Here is a 15,896-nt window from a genome sequence, read left to right as displayed (position 1 = left end):
GATCACCATATCGGAGGATTATATATGAATTGGAATACCAGAATAACCGAACTGCTGGAGATCCAGTATCCAATCCTTCAAGGCGGACTAGCATATCTGGCATATGCCGAACTTGCAGCTGCAGTTTCCAATGCCGGTGGTTTCGGCCAGATTACTGCGATGAGCCTCCCGGATGCACTGGCTTTAAGGAGGGAAATTCGGCGTGTACGAGCGTTAACCGACAAACCTTTTGGTGTTAATTTTTCCATTGGCATGTTTCGTAGTGACCAGTTGCAGATGATTCAAGCCGGCATGGAAGAGGAAATACCTGCGGTTACGATTTCAGGCGGTAATCCAGCACCTATATTGGAGCAGCTGAGTTCTACGCCGATTCATACCCTGGTGCTGGTCTCGTCCCGGGCACAAGCGCAAAAAGCAGAACAGCTTGGTGCTTCTGCGGTCATTGTTGTCGGACATGAGGGAGGCGGCCACGTCGGCCGTGACGAGGTAGGGACGATCGTGCTTGTTCCGGAAGTTGTCGATGCGGTTCGAATACCTGTCATCGCCTCGGGAGGAATCGGGGACGGCCGCGGCTGGATGGCTGCACACGCTCTCGGTGCTGAGGGAATCCAGATGGGGACGAGGTTTATCGCTACCCGCGAGTGCAGGAACGCTTCGATCGTCTATAAGAATGCGCTGCTCGAATCGGAATCCTCAGATACCATTGTACTCAAACGTTCCATAGGCCAGCCTGCCAGAGCGTTGCGGAGCCCCTTGACTGAGAAGATTGTGAATAGCGAGCATACCACTCCAGGGCAGGAAGCGATAAAAAACGAAATCAGTGGGAAAGCCAATTTACGCTTGATTCGTGATGGCTCCCTAGAAGAAGGATTCGGATGGGCAGGGCAAGTCGCTGGTTTGATTAAAGATGTTCCAACTGTCTCTGGCCTAATCGAACGAATGATTCAAGAGGCGGAAAATATAAGATGCAAATGGGGCAACCTGAGCTGAATTTTGGTGTAAGCGGACAAGAGCATAGTACGTAAAGAACCCGCGTGAGGCGCGAGTTCTTTATTTTAAGGGAGCAAGGAACTCTATAAGCGATAAAGGGTAATATAATTGGGAACATTAGGAGAGAGTTTTTTGATTCAAGCGGTTTTGATGAGGAAATGTTAACGGACGTATTCAATTGCAAGTTTGTTGAGAAAGTTAAATCTTCAACTATAAATGAGCAAATTCGCTTCCAGTAAACTGTAAAAAGCAAAAAGAATAGAGACAAAGTGCTTTCCTTGTGTTAAAAAGTAGTCACCACAACTCACTTTTAAACGAAGGAGAAATCGCTATGTCCCATACCGACATCGTACCTGAATCCAACGCGATCCACAACTATTTGTTGCAGCACCGGCTGTCTTTGTATTTTTCCAAGCCTGTTTTAGCACATGTGGAAACATACATGACGGCGGCAACCGCTAAAGGATTTCGCGGTAAAGTGACAGATTTGGCGGAATACAGCGACTGTCATCGGACCACATTGGGCCATTTTCTCACCGAAGGCGTCTGGGATGAAACGGTGCTGCAAAACAAAGTCAAAACAGAATCTCTTCGCCAGATCCTGGAGACCTCCCGGCGCACGGTAGAGCCGTTGTTTGTCATTCACGACGATACGATTGCTCAGAAAACAAAGCCTTCGTCACAGACCCGTTTTCCTATCGAGCAAACGGGTTTTCATCCCTCCCATTTGTTAGGCAAGGTCGTCTGGGGGCACCAAGTACAGGCCACCGTTCTTGGTTGTTCACACCTGCTTGATTCATTCCATTGACCTATACGACAAGACATTCACTCACCCGGACGGCACCGTATATACGAAAATCGACCGGGTTTGTGACCTGGCTCAAACCTTGCCTCTCCCGCCTCATGGCGGCTATTGTCTGGTGAATTCCTGGTTTACCTGTCCCCGCGTCATGGATGCGTACGCAGCGGCGGGCTATCACGTCATCGGTGCACTGAAAACCAATCGGATTTTCTACCCCAAGGCATCCGAGTCTCCATTCAAGACTTCGCGCAGCACGTCCGGAAAGAAGACGTTCGCCTCGTTACCGTGAACGGTTCGTCGTACTGGATGTGTCGCTACGAAGGGGCATTGAATGGTATAGACAACGCCGTGGTTTTACTTTGCTGGCCGAAGCAGGCGTTCGGGGAGCCGAAGGCGTTGCGCGCTTTTTGTTGCACTGATAGCTCATTGGAAACGGAAATGAATGCATCGTACTACGCTAAACGCTGGCCCATTGAGATTTTCTTTCGCCAATCCAAGAATAATTTGGGCTTCGACACGTATCAGGTTCGCTCGGTTAAAGCTTTTATCCGACTTTGGATACTCTTGGCTTGGACTCATCTGTATTGCACGGTCGGCTTGGGTTACACTTGTCCTTTTGGTGATGGACTGCGCTCTGTACGCAAGCAAGTCCGGCGGGATCGCCTCCAGTTTGTCTACGAATCTGCCCAAAAGGACATTTCATTTCAAGCTGTCTGTAAGCGATTTAAAATCGCCTAGTCCTATTTTGGTATTTTCTGTATCCGTTTTTGCTCATTTATAGATTTATATTAAATTTCGAACGAGCACGGTCTCCGAAGAGACGTATGAGCTCCTTCACACCGTTTATTTTGATCATTCTCTTGAGATTATAGGCGAACAAATCAAATTGGTTTCAGTACCTACTGATGCCAACCCTCGTGTTAAAAAGTATGTATAGCCCCAGTGACGTTTTATCGTACCGAAAGGGTGCTCAACGATGTGTCCTCTTTGCTTATAAATTTTACTTTGTTTACGCGTATTTCCGGCAATCTGTTCGATCACTTCTTCGTCACTAAGTCTGGTTACCGACCTTCCACCTTTGGCAGAAGTACAGGACTCTTTTTGTCCGCAAATCTCGAAGGCTTCGCAAGTAGAACGCTTATACTCTTTGCCATCTTGTTTTCCTTTCCATTTGAAAGGTAATTCATAACTCAGCGGGCAGGTATATTTATCTTTTATGGCATCATATGTAAAGTTCTCTTTATCAAATCCGCTTGTCACTTTGTCTTTCTTTCCCTTTTGCGGCTTTATTAAGAGTTCGGTAATTTTGTCGACAACGTCAATGATTTCAAGGTAGTTATAATAGCCTGTATCGGCCACAATTGTAATTTGTTGATCACAAAAACTTGCTTTGTTTTCTGCACCATATTGGACAGCTGCCCTTGATCGTTGACATCATTGACCGTATCGCAGTCCACGATTAGTTTATATTTACTGTCCACCGCAGTTTGAACATTGAAACAAACTTCATGCTTTCCGTTGTTTTTCATGGATTTGGCATCCGGATCGGTAACACAAAGCTGTTTTTCACCTGTCTCCTTGAGTTCTTGTTGAATGACCTGCAACTTATGCATTCTCTCTTGATAGACCTCTAACTTTTCCGTGATTTCCTGTTTTTTTTGGCGATTGTCCTCCACTAGAAAATCACGCAAATATGCATCGATTTTTCCATCGATATACTCTAACTTCGCACTAACAATATTGGCATTATAGTGTTGCTTTTTAGAGCAGTTCGCCTTTAATTTCGTGCCGTCAATGGCGACAAGTTGACCCTCGATTAACCCGAAACCTTTTAACATTAAAGTGAACTCTTTAAACAGCTTTTTTATAGCCGCTTGGTTATTTTTCATGAAAGCAGATAAAGTACCATGGTCCGGCTGTAGCTTGCCAACTAGCCACATCAGTTCAATGTTTCTTTTCGTTTCGGTTTCCATCTTGCGAGAGGAACGGACGCCGTTCATATAGCAGTAAAGATAGAGCTTGAGATCTTCCCGGCGATACGGTTTTTGTCCCGCTTGGGTGCCTGAATACACCTGAAACCCTAATTCATCCAGGACCAAACTATCGACGTAAGCATCGATGACTCGGACAGGGTTCTCTTCTTCTACAAAATCGTCCAGTGTATTCGGCAGTAAATAAATTAGATGTCTATCTTCACCTTCGACATATGGCATATACGCTCATCTCCTTTGATATAGAGATTCGACAAGCGTCTTCCATTTTCATGCCAAAAAAGAAGGGATTTCAATAATTGTTAGACAGCCTGACGTACGGATCTGTGAGGGGCATGAACCGTGAGGCTCATGTTTACTCGACCACCTGGAAAAATGGCGTAACACCTTGTGAGCGTAAGAAGAATTCAATAGACCTACTCGTATTGACAAAAAACACCTCACTTGTTTGGTATCATGGAAGTGTCGAGCCACCATGCCAACAAGAAAGGTGCGTAACTCTATGTTACAACAACATTCCCTGTCTGAACAGTCTCGCTTTTCCAAACTTTTTGCCAGTCTTCACATCGGAAAATCGTTGCGACAAGCGAGTATTTCTAAATCCTTCGGGCTTTCGAGTTAAGCGATTTTCCAAATCGTTTTCTCATTGGTTTTCGAAGGGAAGAACTGGTTTCGTCTTCTGGAAAGTTACCGCGCAGCAGATCTTCCCGGCAAAGACCTGATCTACCGTTTTTTGAATCAGGTCTCTTTTGCCTGGCGGCGCTTTTTACAGACTTTAAGTCTTCGCATCGTACGCCAATTTGAATCGCTTATTTCCTCGCAGCGCGTACGAGTATTCATTATTGACGATTCGGTACTTAGCCGAAACCGGAGTAAAAAAGCAGAGCTACTCGCACGAGCCTTCGACCATTCCGAAGGCAAATTCACCAAAGGCTACACTATGTTAACTCAGGGCTGGTCAGACGGCTTCAGCTTCGCTCCACTCGACTTTGTCATGCTTTCTTCGGCGAAGGCAGCCAATCGGATCTGTGAAATAGCTTCGGGTATTTCCAAGCGTAGCGCCGGGTTTAAACGTCGAATGGAGGCCTTTTCTCGGAAGCCGCAGGCCGTTGTCGCTTTGCTAGAACGGGCTTTGCTTGCAGGGTTCACCTCAGACTACGTACTCATGGATAGCTGGTTTACGCAAGCGCCTCTGCTTCGTGAACTTCAGGGAATTGTTCCTGAATGCCTCGAATGAATGCGGGAGACATATCACAGCAGATTTCTTGAATTTGTGTGGCCGTAGCCCCTTTACTCATCAGATGTTGTTTGAATTTCTCTAGTGTATCCTTACTCTTTCCTTCGGTTGCAAACAACACCGTTTATAAAAGGGGAGGGGGACTATCCTCGACGAGCTGCGAGCGTTGGGAGTCTAAGCTTGTTCGCCGTCATGTACACCATCGCGATCAAGTTTTGGACATTATGGTAGCCCCATGCCTTTCTCTTCGCCGCTTGGATCAGCCCGTTTATCCCTTCAAGCAAGCCGTTGGTCATGCGACTGTGAAACCACTGCAGGATACCCTCTTCGTGTCTCTTCAAGGTTTTGGACAATTCCACCATAGGTTTCAGTTGGGAGCGTCTAGCCCAGCCCATCCATTCCCGTAAATAGACATCGGCTAGAATATGAGGCTGTGTCCAGAGTTCCTGAAGAGGTAGCTTCATGGGGTTAGGAATCTATTAAAATAGACAAATCTATGATCCTATTCTAGCCAGCTTTACCCATCCAGTAGAGCGAAGAGCCGTTATAGGAAGAAATCATAAGGGATTTGAACAGTCTGAATTTGCTAATTGGATTTTCATAAATTAAGAACCTTTCTAAATGCAGTCTCGTTGGCTTTAGAATCAAATAAATCATGAGTATTATTGCAGTAGATGATGTCCTGACTAATAGTTTGTGACAAATACGTCTTAATATTATCAGGCACAAATAATCCTAGGGCTTGTACAGAGAGTGCTTTACACCGCTCCATAGCCCGGTAGAATCCTGCCAATTCATAGGGCATGGCTGAACTACAGATTAAGCGGATGTCTGAATCAACGAAATCTGTTTGGATCGCTTTATCTTTTAGTACGCCGCAGTCAACTATGATAAAGTTATAGTCTCGATTTAACTCTTTTGTAAAATAAAAATCAGAACCCTCCATGGTATAGGCATTTCCTGACTTTTCCGGCTTAAACAATTGAATTATGTGAGCAAGGTGGTTGTTACTGTTTGACTCTACATAACATGCCTTTCCTCCATGAGAATTAATCCAGCATACCAGGTTAAATGCCGTGGTGGTGACACCTACACGTCGATCACATCCAGCAATTGCTATTGTGAGATTCGTACAGTTAAAGCGGTATTTCACTTCTTGTTCTAATGTTGAAAACAGGCCTCCTTGTTCAAGTGGAGAGTTTTGAAGTTGGACGTTGTTATGTCGCTGCATGCCCTCTTCAGAAAAACACTCTCGGATTTCATCCTGTATTTCTTCAAAGCCCTCCGCTGTAACCACGTTTTGTATATTCAATTGGATTAATTGTTGCAGAAAAGGACTGCTTGTCGGCAGTCCTTCATCAATTAAAATGATTCGCATTTCATACATCATCCGATAGGATGAAAGGGCTTGTATAGTTTCTTCATCGGATTCTTGAATAGATGTTCGGTCAATTACTACATAGCGAACATGGTTGTAGTAACGCATATCTTTGACCACGAAGAAATTGAGAGAAAATGACCCAATTAACTTTTTTATCGGTAGTTCCAATTCATCCTCGATAAAATCAAGCAAGTTATTCTTGCCACTACTCGTCAGATATAGAATCATAATTTTACCCTTCCTTCATGAATAACAAAATGATCCCGATCACCACTAGACCCATATAGAAAAAAAGCTCAATGAGCTGTTTCTTTTTGTCCATGCTCATCGTCCTCCTGCTGTTCCCATATAAGCAAACTTATATTCAGGGATATCAAAGTGGACATGCAGCCTCTTGGAGCCAATCATCAACAAAGCATGCTCGCGCTTTTTGCTGGCCAGAAGTTCTTCTTCCGCGTCCGTTAGGTTGTAAAGCTCTCGTGTTTCTTGTAGGTTTTTTCCGTCTGTACCCATCAGTATTTTGATACAAGGAATATCCAAAAGCGCTTGCCCGTACATCTTGACTTCAGGTGCTAGAAAGTCGACAACACTATGAGAAATGATTACCAATCCGGCTTCATATTTTCGAGCGCGTTTCTCAACATTTCGTAAAAATACTAGGCTCTGCGGGACGTTAGGGTCGATCATTAAATAACACTCATCACAAATCAGCAGAACCCGCTCTGTTCGGTCCTGAGACATTTGCTCCCAGCACCAGGATAAGAGGTTAAAGTATTGAGTTCGCTTGATATTCTCAGAAGTATTTTGAAGAGTATGGGTGTCCAAACAAATGCAGCGGCTATGGGTTTGGATCGTGCTGTGACCATTCCATAAAAAAGAGTCCCCACCATGTGCAATATCATGCAACAGTAGGGACAATTCTTTATACACATCATCTCCAAGCTTCTTTTCCTTGCCATCAATCAGAGCGTAGAGGTCAGAAAAAGTAGGGAAGTCGGTGCTGGCTAGTTTCGTAATATCTGTGGTCCACGTAATTAGAAACTGATTATATAACTCAATCAAGCACTGCTTGAGAACAGCTTTTTGCATCATTGTAAGATCAGGAATATAGAGGTTAAAGAAGATTTCTAGATTCTTAAGATGCAGAGCCATATCGGACATACCATTACCTTCATCTTTATAAAGCGGAAAATCCTCATCCTCTTCATCGCGTGGAGCTGGACGAATTTGAAGAGGATTGATTCTACCATTAGATCCACCACCGGCGTTAATCCAGTCGCCATTTAGCCTCTGGCAAAGCTCCTTATATTCCGACTCTGGATCAATAAAAATAATTTTGGTACCCTTCATGTATTCACTAAGTGCCACATGTTTTACAGCTGTAGATTTACCTACGCCGGCTACGCCCATTATGACGATGTTTGAATTGGTCCGGTCGCCGCCACGTTTCCATGTATCGACGATGACCAATCCGCCGCTAGCGTCCTTAGCGAAATAATAACCCGTTCCGTCGTTGAAGCCAGAGCTTGCAAAAGGGAAGCCTCCAATGAAGGTACTCATTGGCATGATTTTATTTAAGATATCCCCAATTTGATCTTGTGCAGGGTACATGGGGGATAGGTGACGAAAGCCCTCTTTTTGAAGATGGGCCAGGTTGCGAATTTTGCAGCGCATCATACTTAAGGTGTTTTCAACACGTCTACATGCGCGAGTGAACTGCTTATCATCTTCCGCAAATGGCATGACCATTACATTCATGAGACCTACCGTTTCACCGTTTTGGTCAATCTGCATCATAATATTCTCACCGTCCGTAGCCGCCTTGTCTGCTCGTTGACGGGTTAGAGGATCTTTAGCACTGTCAGCCATGCTGCGATTTTGTGTAATGGATTTGGATATTGCAGAGATTAAGGCGCTATTGTCTATAGGTTGAAAACCGATAGATACCATGGTAGATGGCATATTGGTTAGAGTGGAGAGCCAACCGACATCTGCTTTGGGAGGATACTGAATGACGCCATACATTTTAGCTGTTTGTTCACCAATCACAAGGCCGTTACGAGAAAACTCCAGGCCCATAGGAGTGATTGCGTTTAGAAGCGAAGGATTCACAGATAAAGATGGAGATGTGGGTTTCAAAATATCAGTTCTCCTTTCCGCTTATGATCCAGAAGGGGCCACCTGCTGCTGCATTCTCTCGGGCTTCATTCAAAATAATGGAGAAATCCCATGCCTGCTCGCTTCGCTTTCGACTGGCTGGATCAGCGACAAGAATTTTGCCTTCTGTGGTGACGCCTCGAAGTACCATGAAATGACCAGAGGAAGTGAAGTGACCTTTACCCATAATGGCAACAACGAGTTTTCCACTGGATAAGGCATTAATGATGGTTTGCTTGTCTTTTTGAGCAGCCCCTTGCACATTCAAACCAAAATGCTGTGCACCATCAGGAATCAAGCTATGGTAGCTACCGGTTCCTTCTGCCAAATAACCATTGTCATAGGCCCACTTAGCCATAGAGACTGGATCGATCCTTTTACTCGTGAGGGTCGAAACGACAATTGATAAGGAAGTTGGACCGCAACCGGATACTCCAATGGTATCCCTAGGACCATAAGGTTTATCTGCCCAACGGGAGTCCATTTGGTTGTAGTAGACAACCTCACGACTTCCATCCTTAAACGTTACTCCCTCATATTGCTGTCCCTGACTTTCCACATATCCTTCGTCGTTATTTTGTAGAATTTGGGTGAAGCCATAGTCGATACGCATTTCATTTACAATGGGAGTTTCATCTGCCGAGAGCCATATTTTGAGTGACTCTAAGGGGGAGGTAAGCAGTTGTAGAACCATAGCGATGAGAACTAACAAGGTGGCTGCCGGAACTAAAATCAGCATCAACATTCGTTTGCGAGCTTGTTCGTCGGAAGCGATTTTCAGGGCTATTTTGGAAAGTAACTTCGCGGTGAAGGGATCCAAATTCTACACCTCCAACTTCGCAAGAAAAGGAATCACATTTTCAGGTTCTGTCGTTTCGAGGTGGGTGTAGGAGGGATTGTTAACTAGGTTGCATAACTGAACGATGTCTTGCTGTTTTAAAAGTTGGGTCTGTACTTGGCCCTCTTCAAAATGCTGGGCAAGCCGTTTAACTTTGTCCAAGAGATCCCGTTCAGTCCCGTCATTTTGACGCTGCCAGAGGATTAAATAAAATTGTCGCTCAACTACTTCACCTGAGAGAGTGAGCGTGTTCATCTCCAGCATTTCTTGTCGAAGCAGTTCTTTCTGCTTAGGGTCTGCGGTAGAGAGTAAGGCACTGAGTTCTGAAATTAGAGGGGAAATATCTACAGGGCGGCTTACTGCAAGAAACTTAAATGGATAGTTGAAAGAGGATAATTCGGCTGTCAGCTTGCTAATAAGCATCCGCTTTTCAGAGGTGCTCAATAAATCCAGGCTAATCGGGAAGATCCGTAAATAGCTCATCAGCCAACCGTCTTGAGTATGAAGGAAGTTTCCATGAATGTCTTGTACTTGGACGAATTCTTGTGCTGTTTGCATGGCAAGATCAGTGGTGATGTTGGATTTTGATTTACTTTTCATGAGGCGAAATAAAACAGCTCCTCCGCCAAGAAGGCAGAGGAGCAGCACAATAATGGGCAGCAACATAAAAGCAGCACCAACTTTCTATTTTGTTTTTTTCGGTGCAATATGCCAATCAGAGAATAGGTTCCCGGAGATCGTAATCGTTTCTTGCAGTTGAAGAGTCAACATGCCTTCAGGTGTCCAGGCATCCAGAATGCGTGTAATTGGAATATAGGGTCCATCAGGGAACCAAACTGGCGTAAAATGAACTCGACTCTGGTAGGAAGAGTATTCATTTCTCTTTAACCAAAAACTGGCGTTCACTCCACCTGATTTAAGGTCATGAAGCCGCCAGTAGGTTTGATAAGAAAACTCTGGGAAATAGGTGACGGCGTGCTGGGCACCGGTGATGTGACTACTAGGAGCATTAGAAGAGGTAGTGCTGTTGCTGGTTATCTCAATGCCATAGCCTGATTTCATCCTACTGGAGGAAAGAGATGGTGATTTAGTATCGGGGATGACTGATTGAGTGGCAGAGAGGGAAGCGAAATAACTAGTCCAGATATAATCCCACCAACCTCGATCATTCCAATATCCATAGTCTATCCAATAACCGGTATCCTTTCCGGTACTGTGCCATTGCCAGTTAGAAATCCAGACCCAGTATGCATGCCAACTAGCCGACCAGATTCCCCAGGAAGAAGTAGTTTTTGATGGATAGTTAGGAACTGGAGGGAGATGAAATGAATCGTTACGATCTGTGGCAGTAGGATTGGGCGGGGGATTCTGGTTTAGATCGACAATAGAAGCTGTTATAGAAGAAACATTAAGAGAGCCGTTTGTTGAGCGCACCTGAATAGAGATTGATTGTGGTGTGCTAGGTGTATGCCATTTTATCCAAACCAACTGACTGTCGCCTTCCGGAATGACGATATTCGTCACTGTGTAAGTGCTGCCCATAATCGAAAATGTAACTCGTGCAGAATTATCGGGTGTGATTTCAGCAGAGGTGGAAAGATGTACGGAGGTAATCACATCGGTATCTGTCCGGTATTGGTAGCTGGTCTGACTGGGGGAAGGGATAGTAGGGGCGTTATTAAAGCGGACGATGCCCAAACCAAGGGAAGTAATAATTTGATCGTTACTGACACGACTGGTGGTAGAACCATTCCAAGCGGGGAAGCCAAGATCGGAGGTCTCTAGAAATATGGATAATGGTAGGTTTTGATGAGTGAGGCTAACCATTTTCGAACGTAAGCCACCATTTAGAATTTGATCATACAAAGCGGCTTCATGTGCAGTCATCGCCATCTGCACACCTTGAAAGGTGATATAAGCGATGGGTTCTATAAGGAGTTTGTAGTTACCATTTATTAAGGTCTCGTAATCAATATTTGTTGCGTTCGCAATGCGCATTGCCATGTACTCGGAACAAAAATATCTTTTGATAAGCTCTAAACTCGGTTCAGCTTTACTCGACTTAATAATGAAAGGTAGACGTTCTCCAGGCTGTACATATGTGTAAGGGGCAGTTGATGGTTTTAAGGTTGTCTCTTTGCTGTATTGTAGTTTACTGACTTTTCCGAAATGAATAAGTGAGTTTGGAGGAGTGCGATTTGTAAAATCAATAGAGGCAGATACAGCAATTTGATCAGCTGCTCTTATTACAGTCACCCTGACTCCTTCATCGTTTGTATTCCAAAAGTTATCCCCACTACCGCTACCTAAACCCCCACCACCAATGTCGATATTCCCATCACCAGTACCATCAGCGTTTATACTATACGGCATGAAAATGGTCATCGTAAGTAATAGGATAAACATACATTTTAAGAATCTACTCATAACCAATGCCTCCAAAAAGAAAAAGACGCAGCAACACGCCGCGTCTTTTCTCATGTTTTGTGATTTTAATCCATGTCTCCAACTTGCTTATTCAAATCACCATCATTTCCAGTTTCAACAACTTGAGTTCCTCCCCCTTGGTCCTCAACCCATCCGAAGCCAGGAACGTAAACCTTCCCATCATTATTTTTAGCTCCAGCCTTTGGTTCATCTTTTTGTCTATTAGGCTGAGTTGTCTTTTCCTCATAAGCTGGAGTAGAAGCAGGAGATTGTGGTTTTGTAGATGCCTTAACTTTGGGCTTAGGAGGCTGGGTAGGTTTTGGTGTTTTTGCAGGTTGGGTAATAGGTACTTCAACATTCTTCTTTTCCTTTTCCGGTTGAAGTATGGGAGTTTCAGATATAGTAGGCTGAGGGGTGATTTCGGTAACAGAGATGGGGGATGAACTTGGGCGTGGATTCTGGGAGAAGTTAGTAGGGCTTGGCTCTTTTTCAGGAACATTGATCTTAGAAGGATCTGCTGCGGTTATAGTATTTGTTGAATCAGGAATCTGACTACTGTCTTGATTTGGCCATGCTGCCAAAGTGACAATAAGGCCAACAATCACAATTCCTCCGGCAAAAGCCCATATCTTTCGCTTCATTGTTCTCGACTCCTTATAGCATATTAGTGTTCTACAAGAGGCTCCCGTTCTTCTATTTTACTGTATAAATCTGTAAATTCCAATGAAATCAGCAAACTCATAAATATTTAATGAGTTTGTGAGTTGAACCGAGGCATATATACTGCTTTAACATGTAATTCTGCCTTCATAGAAGGTAGATGCCCCCAGCCAAAGGAAAGTGGTACCTCTAGCTGAATTACTGCTTCAGCGGTTAATTGCTCTATGGTGTTCGGTGAGGAAGGGGCGAACGGTGCATTGATAAGTGTTACGGTTAATCCAGATACACTATATTCTGCTTGATCTCCAATTAGCTTGGCATATCGTGTCCCTTGTTCGATCAGTCCCAAATTCTGTTGTAGCCGAGGATAGATATGCCCTATGGAGACCTGCTCCTGCCATTCGTTTCCGGACCGTAAATAACCGCCGGAGTAACTTTGCCGCAGGCTGCTGTATACATTACTGTAGTTTTCAGCAACCACGGCAATAATGGAGCTTTGCACGGCATCTCGTACACTACTGGCGATAATTGTTAGTCGCATATATTCAAAAATTACACAGGAAAACATCAGTATTGCCAACACAATGGCAACAACTAACGGAAAGCCATTACCGGATTTGTTAGTCAGCCACTTCATTTCCAATACACCTCAGACTTTCCTTGAGCTCTAGCGGAGAGTTCAATGGGGAAGGAGCCAAAATCCCCAAATAGTCCGATATTAACAGTGGTTTTCAAAGTTACCGTTACTTCTTCATTAATTTGAATTTGTCCGGTTCTGTTCCACGTTATTGTAGGATATAGACCAGTTTGTGTGTGTAATTCATTAGCCCGTTCTGTTGTCTCACTGCCAACTCTGCCGGATATCTCAGCTTCTCGTACTAGTTCGGCGGCGAAAGTGTCCAACTGATGCTTCACAACAAAGACTGGAAACACCTTAATCGCCAGAGCTACGCATAACATGGCGGCCAATACTAGCACCACCACATCGACGTAACCTTCTCCGCGCTTACTTCGGAGGATGGACACCAAGCATTCCCCCTTTCCTTCTGGATGGTATGCATCAGAATAACTTGCCCATTGCCCGCATGATCTCCATGCCCAAAATGACAATGTACATCAGCATAAAGCAGCCGAGCATATAGAATGAATACTTACGTACTTTGCCTGGACGCTTCATTGCAATAAGCTTGAGTCGCTGAATCTCTACCAATTTGAAGTCATGTGCGAGCATTTCAAAATAGACAACTCCCTGATCCCCGCGTAATACGGCTAGCAACCCCCGTACAATATCGGATAACATCGTGCTGCCAATACGTGTCTCGAGCCTCAGCAGGGCCGTCTCCTGATTGCCGCTCTTTATATCCGCTATAGTGATAAATAATTCGCTCTGCAAACTGCTCCCAGCATTCTTGGCGTAGACCTCAAGCATCCGCAGCACGTCTCTGGTGGCTTTAAGTTCTTGCGCGATAGTGGCTACAAACCGGGGGAGTTCGGCTTCAATTTCTTCTCTTTTTTGCGAACAGATTCACTTGCCGTACTTATATTTTTGAAGAACACAGCGATCGCCAAAAAGATAAAGAGTGGTGAAATCAGCGGTAGAATTGGCAGGCTGACTAATCCTCCACCAAAAATAAGACCTGCTTTTACAATGGAATGAGCTACATAGGCTTGTGGGGTTAGTGGAATGCCAGCTGACTGAAGGGTTGCAGCCGTTTTGCGTTTATAGTAATCGCTTAGTGGAAGTTTAGGAGCTAGCCAGGAAGACATACGAAAGATGAGAGCATCGAATGTAGAACTGCTTTTCTTCCCAGTTCGGGCGACCCGAATGACAGCCTTTGTAGCAGCAAGGGTAGGAAGTTTAATCAGATCCGCTAATACGAGATAAGTTCCAGCAGCGAAAAACAAACCAATGAACAATAGTAATCCGGACATCATAGACCGTCATCTCCTTTAGCGCTCCCATTCTTCCTCACGGATTACACCATCCCATACAGGCTCCGGGTAAGGAGCGGGAATATAACGTTCGACTTCCTCCAGACTTTTGAGGGTGATGGCCTCATAACTAATCGCCTCTTCAGCTGCTTTCGGTAATTGCCCCGTCTGTGTCAATGAAGTAAAGCCAGCATTACCAATAATGATGTGATCCAAAATACTAATATGAAGCGGTTCGAAGATCGCAACCATTCGTTTGGTCATCTCTATATCTTCCCGAGATGGCTTTAGGCTTCCGCCCGGATGGTTATGCGCCATAATGATGGAAGTGCAGTCACAATTCAGCGCAGCCTTTAAGATATTGCGGGGGTACACAGGAGCTTCAGTGAGACCACCTTCAGAAATAATCCGAGTTTCAATCACATGATTCCCATTATCTAAGAAGGCGACCATGAAGCGTTCTCGGTCCCGTAGCCCTTGTAAAAATGCTGAAAAGTAGCTTCCTGCCAGCTCTGGAGAGGTGATTTTTTGCTGTGTATTCTCCACTTCCCACTGCAGAACACGATGGGAGATGAGGAATTCATTAAGCTGCTCTACTTTCTGTAATTGCGTTGAAGTGAGTTCCAGGGAATGGGGATGCTCCAGAGCATTCATTAGGTTATTGGTATTTCCATAGTTCTCTAATTTATCGAGTGGAATTCCCGTTAACTGATGAAGGGATTGGATATATTCCTTGACCATTCTCTTATCAAGAGAGTCTTGGCCCATTGGATTCGCTCCTTTCAGGAGATGGGACTGGCTCCAATGCAAGTAGGATCTTCTTTACTGCCTGCAGCTTGATTTTTAAATCACCAGACAGTTCCTTTTCCTCGAACCGGTCCCAAAAGTTACGGAACCCGTGTTCCTCAATCAGGGATTGTAAGATGATCCGCTCTTGCGGGGATGCCTCAATCAAATTGCATAGTAACCGAATAGAATCGTGCATTTGCATTCTCCCTTCTTACCGTTTGTATTCCAGAGGACGTGTAAACCGGATTACTGCTGCCAGTGAGACAAACAACGTCAACGCGCAGATTGAAAGCACAACATGCCCAGGAGTACTCGTAGTCAATGTATGGAACCAGTCATGATTCAGAAAATAAAGTATGGGAATATTGCCGACGAGTAGAATAGCCATGGTCAGATATTCTTTTAAGGGCTCATAGAGCAAATAGTCAAGCTCCGCCGAGACAACGCGCATATCGGACAATTTGGCAACAATGGGCATGAGTGTGGATTTCAACGTTCGGTCATACTGACAGGCAATCAGTGCATCACACCACTCCTGAAAAACAGTGTTGTTAATCCGGCCTCTAAGCTGTAGAATCGCCAGTCTGAGGTTGGCATGAATCAGTTTCATTTCAGCTAGGAATGCTTGAAACACATCTGCTACGGGAGGATTCAAATAAGGGAGATTTTCTTCAATCGCTGCCAGAATATTC

At 44.6% G+C, this 15,896-nt stretch carries 17 protein-coding genes and 2 pseudogenes; 3 read left to right on the top strand and 16 right to left on the bottom strand.

The genetic code is table 11. The features are described 5' to 3' along the window. The first annotated feature begins 24 nt into the window (after positions 1 to 24). Together JI735_RS00185 and JI735_RS00180 are read left to right on the top strand one after the other, a co-directional pair. A complete protein-coding gene (locus JI735_RS00185) occupies positions 25 to 990 on the top strand; it encodes an NAD(P)H-dependent flavin oxidoreductase (protein ID WP_039833542.1) in 966 nt (321 codons plus the stop codon). 331 nt (positions 991 to 1,321) lie between these two features. Beyond that, positions 1,322 to 2,530: pseudogene (locus JI735_RS00180) on the top strand (IS701 family transposase). A 114-nt stretch (positions 2,531 to 2,644) separates the two neighbouring features. On the opposite strand, the gene JI735_RS00175 reads toward JI735_RS00180, so the two are convergent. Both JI735_RS00175 and JI735_RS00170 read right to left on the bottom strand, forming a co-directional pair. After that, the gene (locus JI735_RS00175) at positions 2,645 to 3,151 is read right to left on the bottom strand and encodes a transposase (RefSeq protein ID WP_233476195.1); all 507 of its coding nucleotides are present in this window, start codon (positions 3,149 to 3,151) and stop codon (positions 2,645 to 2,647) included. Continuing rightward, positions 3,082 to 4,005, bottom strand: coding sequence for a transposase (locus JI735_RS00170; RefSeq protein ID WP_099091755.1), 924 nt, complete (start codon positions 4,003 to 4,005; stop codon positions 3,082 to 3,084). Before JI735_RS00170 ends, JI735_RS00175 begins: the two co-directional genes overlap by 70 nt. Positions 4,006 to 4,285: 280 nt before the next feature. On the opposite strand from JI735_RS00170, the pseudogene JI735_RS00165 reads away from it, so the two are divergent. Then, a pseudogene (locus tag JI735_RS00165) lies at positions 4,286 to 4,993 on the top strand (IS4 family transposase); the annotation flags it as partial. On the opposite strand, the gene JI735_RS37645 reads toward JI735_RS00165, so the two are convergent. The 14 genes from JI735_RS37645 to JI735_RS00095 all read right to left on the bottom strand — a co-directional run bounded on the left by JI735_RS37645 (position 4,962) and on the right by JI735_RS00095 (position 15,814). Beyond that, the gene (locus JI735_RS37645; RefSeq protein ID WP_411830027.1) at positions 4,962 to 5,081 is read right to left on the bottom strand and encodes a hypothetical protein; all 120 of its coding nucleotides are present in this window, start codon (positions 5,079 to 5,081) and stop codon (positions 4,962 to 4,964) included. The pseudogene JI735_RS00165 and the gene JI735_RS37645 sit on opposite strands and share 32 nt — an antisense overlap. A gap of 82 nt (positions 5,082 to 5,163) precedes the next feature. Continuing rightward, positions 5,164 to 5,484: a transposase gene (locus tag JI735_RS00155; protein WP_051051490.1), complete on the bottom strand. Its 321-nt coding sequence runs from the start codon at positions 5,482 to 5,484 to the stop codon at positions 5,164 to 5,166. Positions 5,485 to 5,618: 134 nt separating this feature from the next. Further along, positions 5,619 to 6,629: a hypothetical protein gene (locus JI735_RS35105; RefSeq protein WP_051051488.1), complete on the bottom strand. Its 1,011-nt coding sequence runs from the start codon at positions 6,627 to 6,629 to the stop codon at positions 5,619 to 5,621. Between the two features lie 96 nt (positions 6,630 to 6,725). Then, entirely contained in the window at positions 6,726 to 8,540 is a 1,815-nt protein-coding gene (locus JI735_RS00145) for a VirB4 family type IV secretion system protein (protein WP_233476194.1), read from the bottom strand. 4 nt (positions 8,541 to 8,544) lie between these two features. After that, complete coding sequence (locus tag JI735_RS00140) at positions 8,545 to 9,378, bottom strand: C39 family peptidase (protein WP_233476193.1); 834 nt, start codon at positions 9,376 to 9,378, stop codon at positions 8,545 to 8,547. Positions 9,379 to 9,381: 3 nt separating this feature from the next. Beyond that, positions 9,382 to 10,062 (bottom strand): TraC-like domain-containing protein, encoded by a 681-nt coding sequence (locus tag JI735_RS00135; protein WP_202676917.1) that lies wholly within the window; start codon positions 10,060 to 10,062, stop codon positions 9,382 to 9,384. An 18-nt stretch (positions 10,063 to 10,080) separates the two neighbouring features. Then, a complete protein-coding gene (locus JI735_RS00130; RefSeq protein ID WP_202676916.1) occupies positions 10,081 to 11,823 on the bottom strand; it encodes a DUF8193 domain-containing protein in 1,743 nt (580 codons plus the stop codon). Positions 11,824 to 11,888: 65 nt separating this feature from the next. Next, positions 11,889 to 12,464 (bottom strand): DUF6550 family protein, encoded by a 576-nt coding sequence (locus tag JI735_RS00125; protein ID WP_202676915.1) that lies wholly within the window; start codon positions 12,462 to 12,464, stop codon positions 11,889 to 11,891. 107 nt (positions 12,465 to 12,571) lie between these two features. After that, positions 12,572 to 13,120, bottom strand: coding sequence for a hypothetical protein (locus tag JI735_RS00120; protein WP_039832481.1), 549 nt, complete (start codon positions 13,118 to 13,120; stop codon positions 12,572 to 12,574). Next, positions 13,117 to 13,509 carry a DUF4320 family protein gene (locus JI735_RS00115; protein ID WP_233476192.1) on the bottom strand — a complete coding sequence of 131 codons (393 nt, stop codon included), beginning with the start codon at positions 13,507 to 13,509 and terminating at the stop codon, positions 13,117 to 13,119. Before JI735_RS00115 ends, JI735_RS00120 begins: the two co-directional genes overlap by 4 nt. 34 nt (positions 13,510 to 13,543) lie before the next feature. Continuing rightward, positions 13,544 to 13,921, bottom strand: a complete 378-nt coding sequence (locus JI735_RS00110; protein WP_202676914.1) for a hypothetical protein — start codon at positions 13,919 to 13,921, stop codon at positions 13,544 to 13,546. Positions 13,922 to 13,956: 35 nt separating this feature from the next. Further along, a complete protein-coding gene (locus JI735_RS00105; protein ID WP_202676913.1) occupies positions 13,957 to 14,418 on the bottom strand; it encodes a hypothetical protein in 462 nt (153 codons plus the stop codon). Positions 14,419 to 14,433: 15 nt separating this feature from the next. After that, positions 14,434 to 15,183 (bottom strand): JAB domain-containing protein, encoded by a 750-nt coding sequence (locus JI735_RS00100; protein ID WP_202676909.1) that lies wholly within the window; start codon positions 15,181 to 15,183, stop codon positions 14,434 to 14,436. A gap of 232 nt (positions 15,184 to 15,415) precedes the next feature. Next, a complete protein-coding gene (locus tag JI735_RS00095; RefSeq protein WP_202676907.1) occupies positions 15,416 to 15,814 on the bottom strand; it encodes a hypothetical protein in 399 nt (132 codons plus the stop codon). Positions 15,815 to 15,896: the final 82 nt, after the last annotated feature.

The sequence above is a fragment of the Paenibacillus sonchi genome (genome assembly GCF_016772475.1).
In the GTDB taxonomy this organism is placed as follows: Bacteria; Bacillota; Bacilli; order Paenibacillales; family Paenibacillaceae; genus Paenibacillus_AQ; species Paenibacillus_AQ sonchi.
The sequence above is the reverse complement of the archived record's forward strand: the minus strand, read 5'-3'. Positions and strand labels throughout refer to the sequence as shown.

Excerpts from the sequence above, each read along its gene's own strand:
- JI735_RS00185 (WP_039833542.1), top strand. The coding sequence starts at position 25 with ATGAATTGGAATACCAGAATAACCGAACTGCTGGAGATCCAGTATCCA.
- JI735_RS00170 (WP_099091755.1), bottom strand. The coding sequence starts at position 4,005 with ATGCCATATGTCGAAGGTGAAGATAGACATCTAATTTATTTACTGCCG.
- JI735_RS37645 (WP_411830027.1), bottom strand. The coding sequence starts at position 5,081 with ATGAGTAAAGGGGCTACGGCCACACAAATTCAAGAAATCTGCTGTGAT.
- JI735_RS00155 (WP_051051490.1), bottom strand. The coding sequence starts at position 5,484 with ATGAAGCTACCTCTTCAGGAACTCTGGACACAGCCTCATATTCTAGCC.
- JI735_RS35105 (WP_051051488.1), bottom strand. The coding sequence starts at position 6,629 with ATGATTCTATATCTGACGAGTAGTGGCAAGAATAACTTGCTTGATTTT.
- JI735_RS00135 (WP_202676917.1), bottom strand. The coding sequence starts at position 10,062 with ATGTTGCTGCCCATTATTGTGCTGCTCCTCTGCCTTCTTGGCGGAGGA.
- JI735_RS00130 (WP_202676916.1), bottom strand. The coding sequence starts at position 11,823 with ATGAGTAGATTCTTAAAATGTATGTTTATCCTATTACTTACGATGACC.
- JI735_RS00125 (WP_202676915.1), bottom strand. The coding sequence starts at position 12,464 with ATGAAGCGAAAGATATGGGCTTTTGCCGGAGGAATTGTGATTGTTGGC.
- JI735_RS00120 (WP_039832481.1), bottom strand. The coding sequence starts at position 13,120 with ATGAAGTGGCTGACTAACAAATCCGGTAATGGCTTTCCGTTAGTTGTT.
- JI735_RS00105 (WP_202676913.1), bottom strand. The coding sequence starts at position 14,418 with ATGATGTCCGGATTACTATTGTTCATTGGTTTGTTTTTCGCTGCTGGA.
- JI735_RS00100 (WP_202676909.1), bottom strand. The coding sequence starts at position 15,183 with ATGGGCCAAGACTCTCTTGATAAGAGAATGGTCAAGGAATATATCCAA.
- JI735_RS00095 (WP_202676907.1), bottom strand. The coding sequence starts at position 15,814 with ATGAAACTGATTCATGCCAACCTCAGACTGGCGATTCTACAGCTTAGA.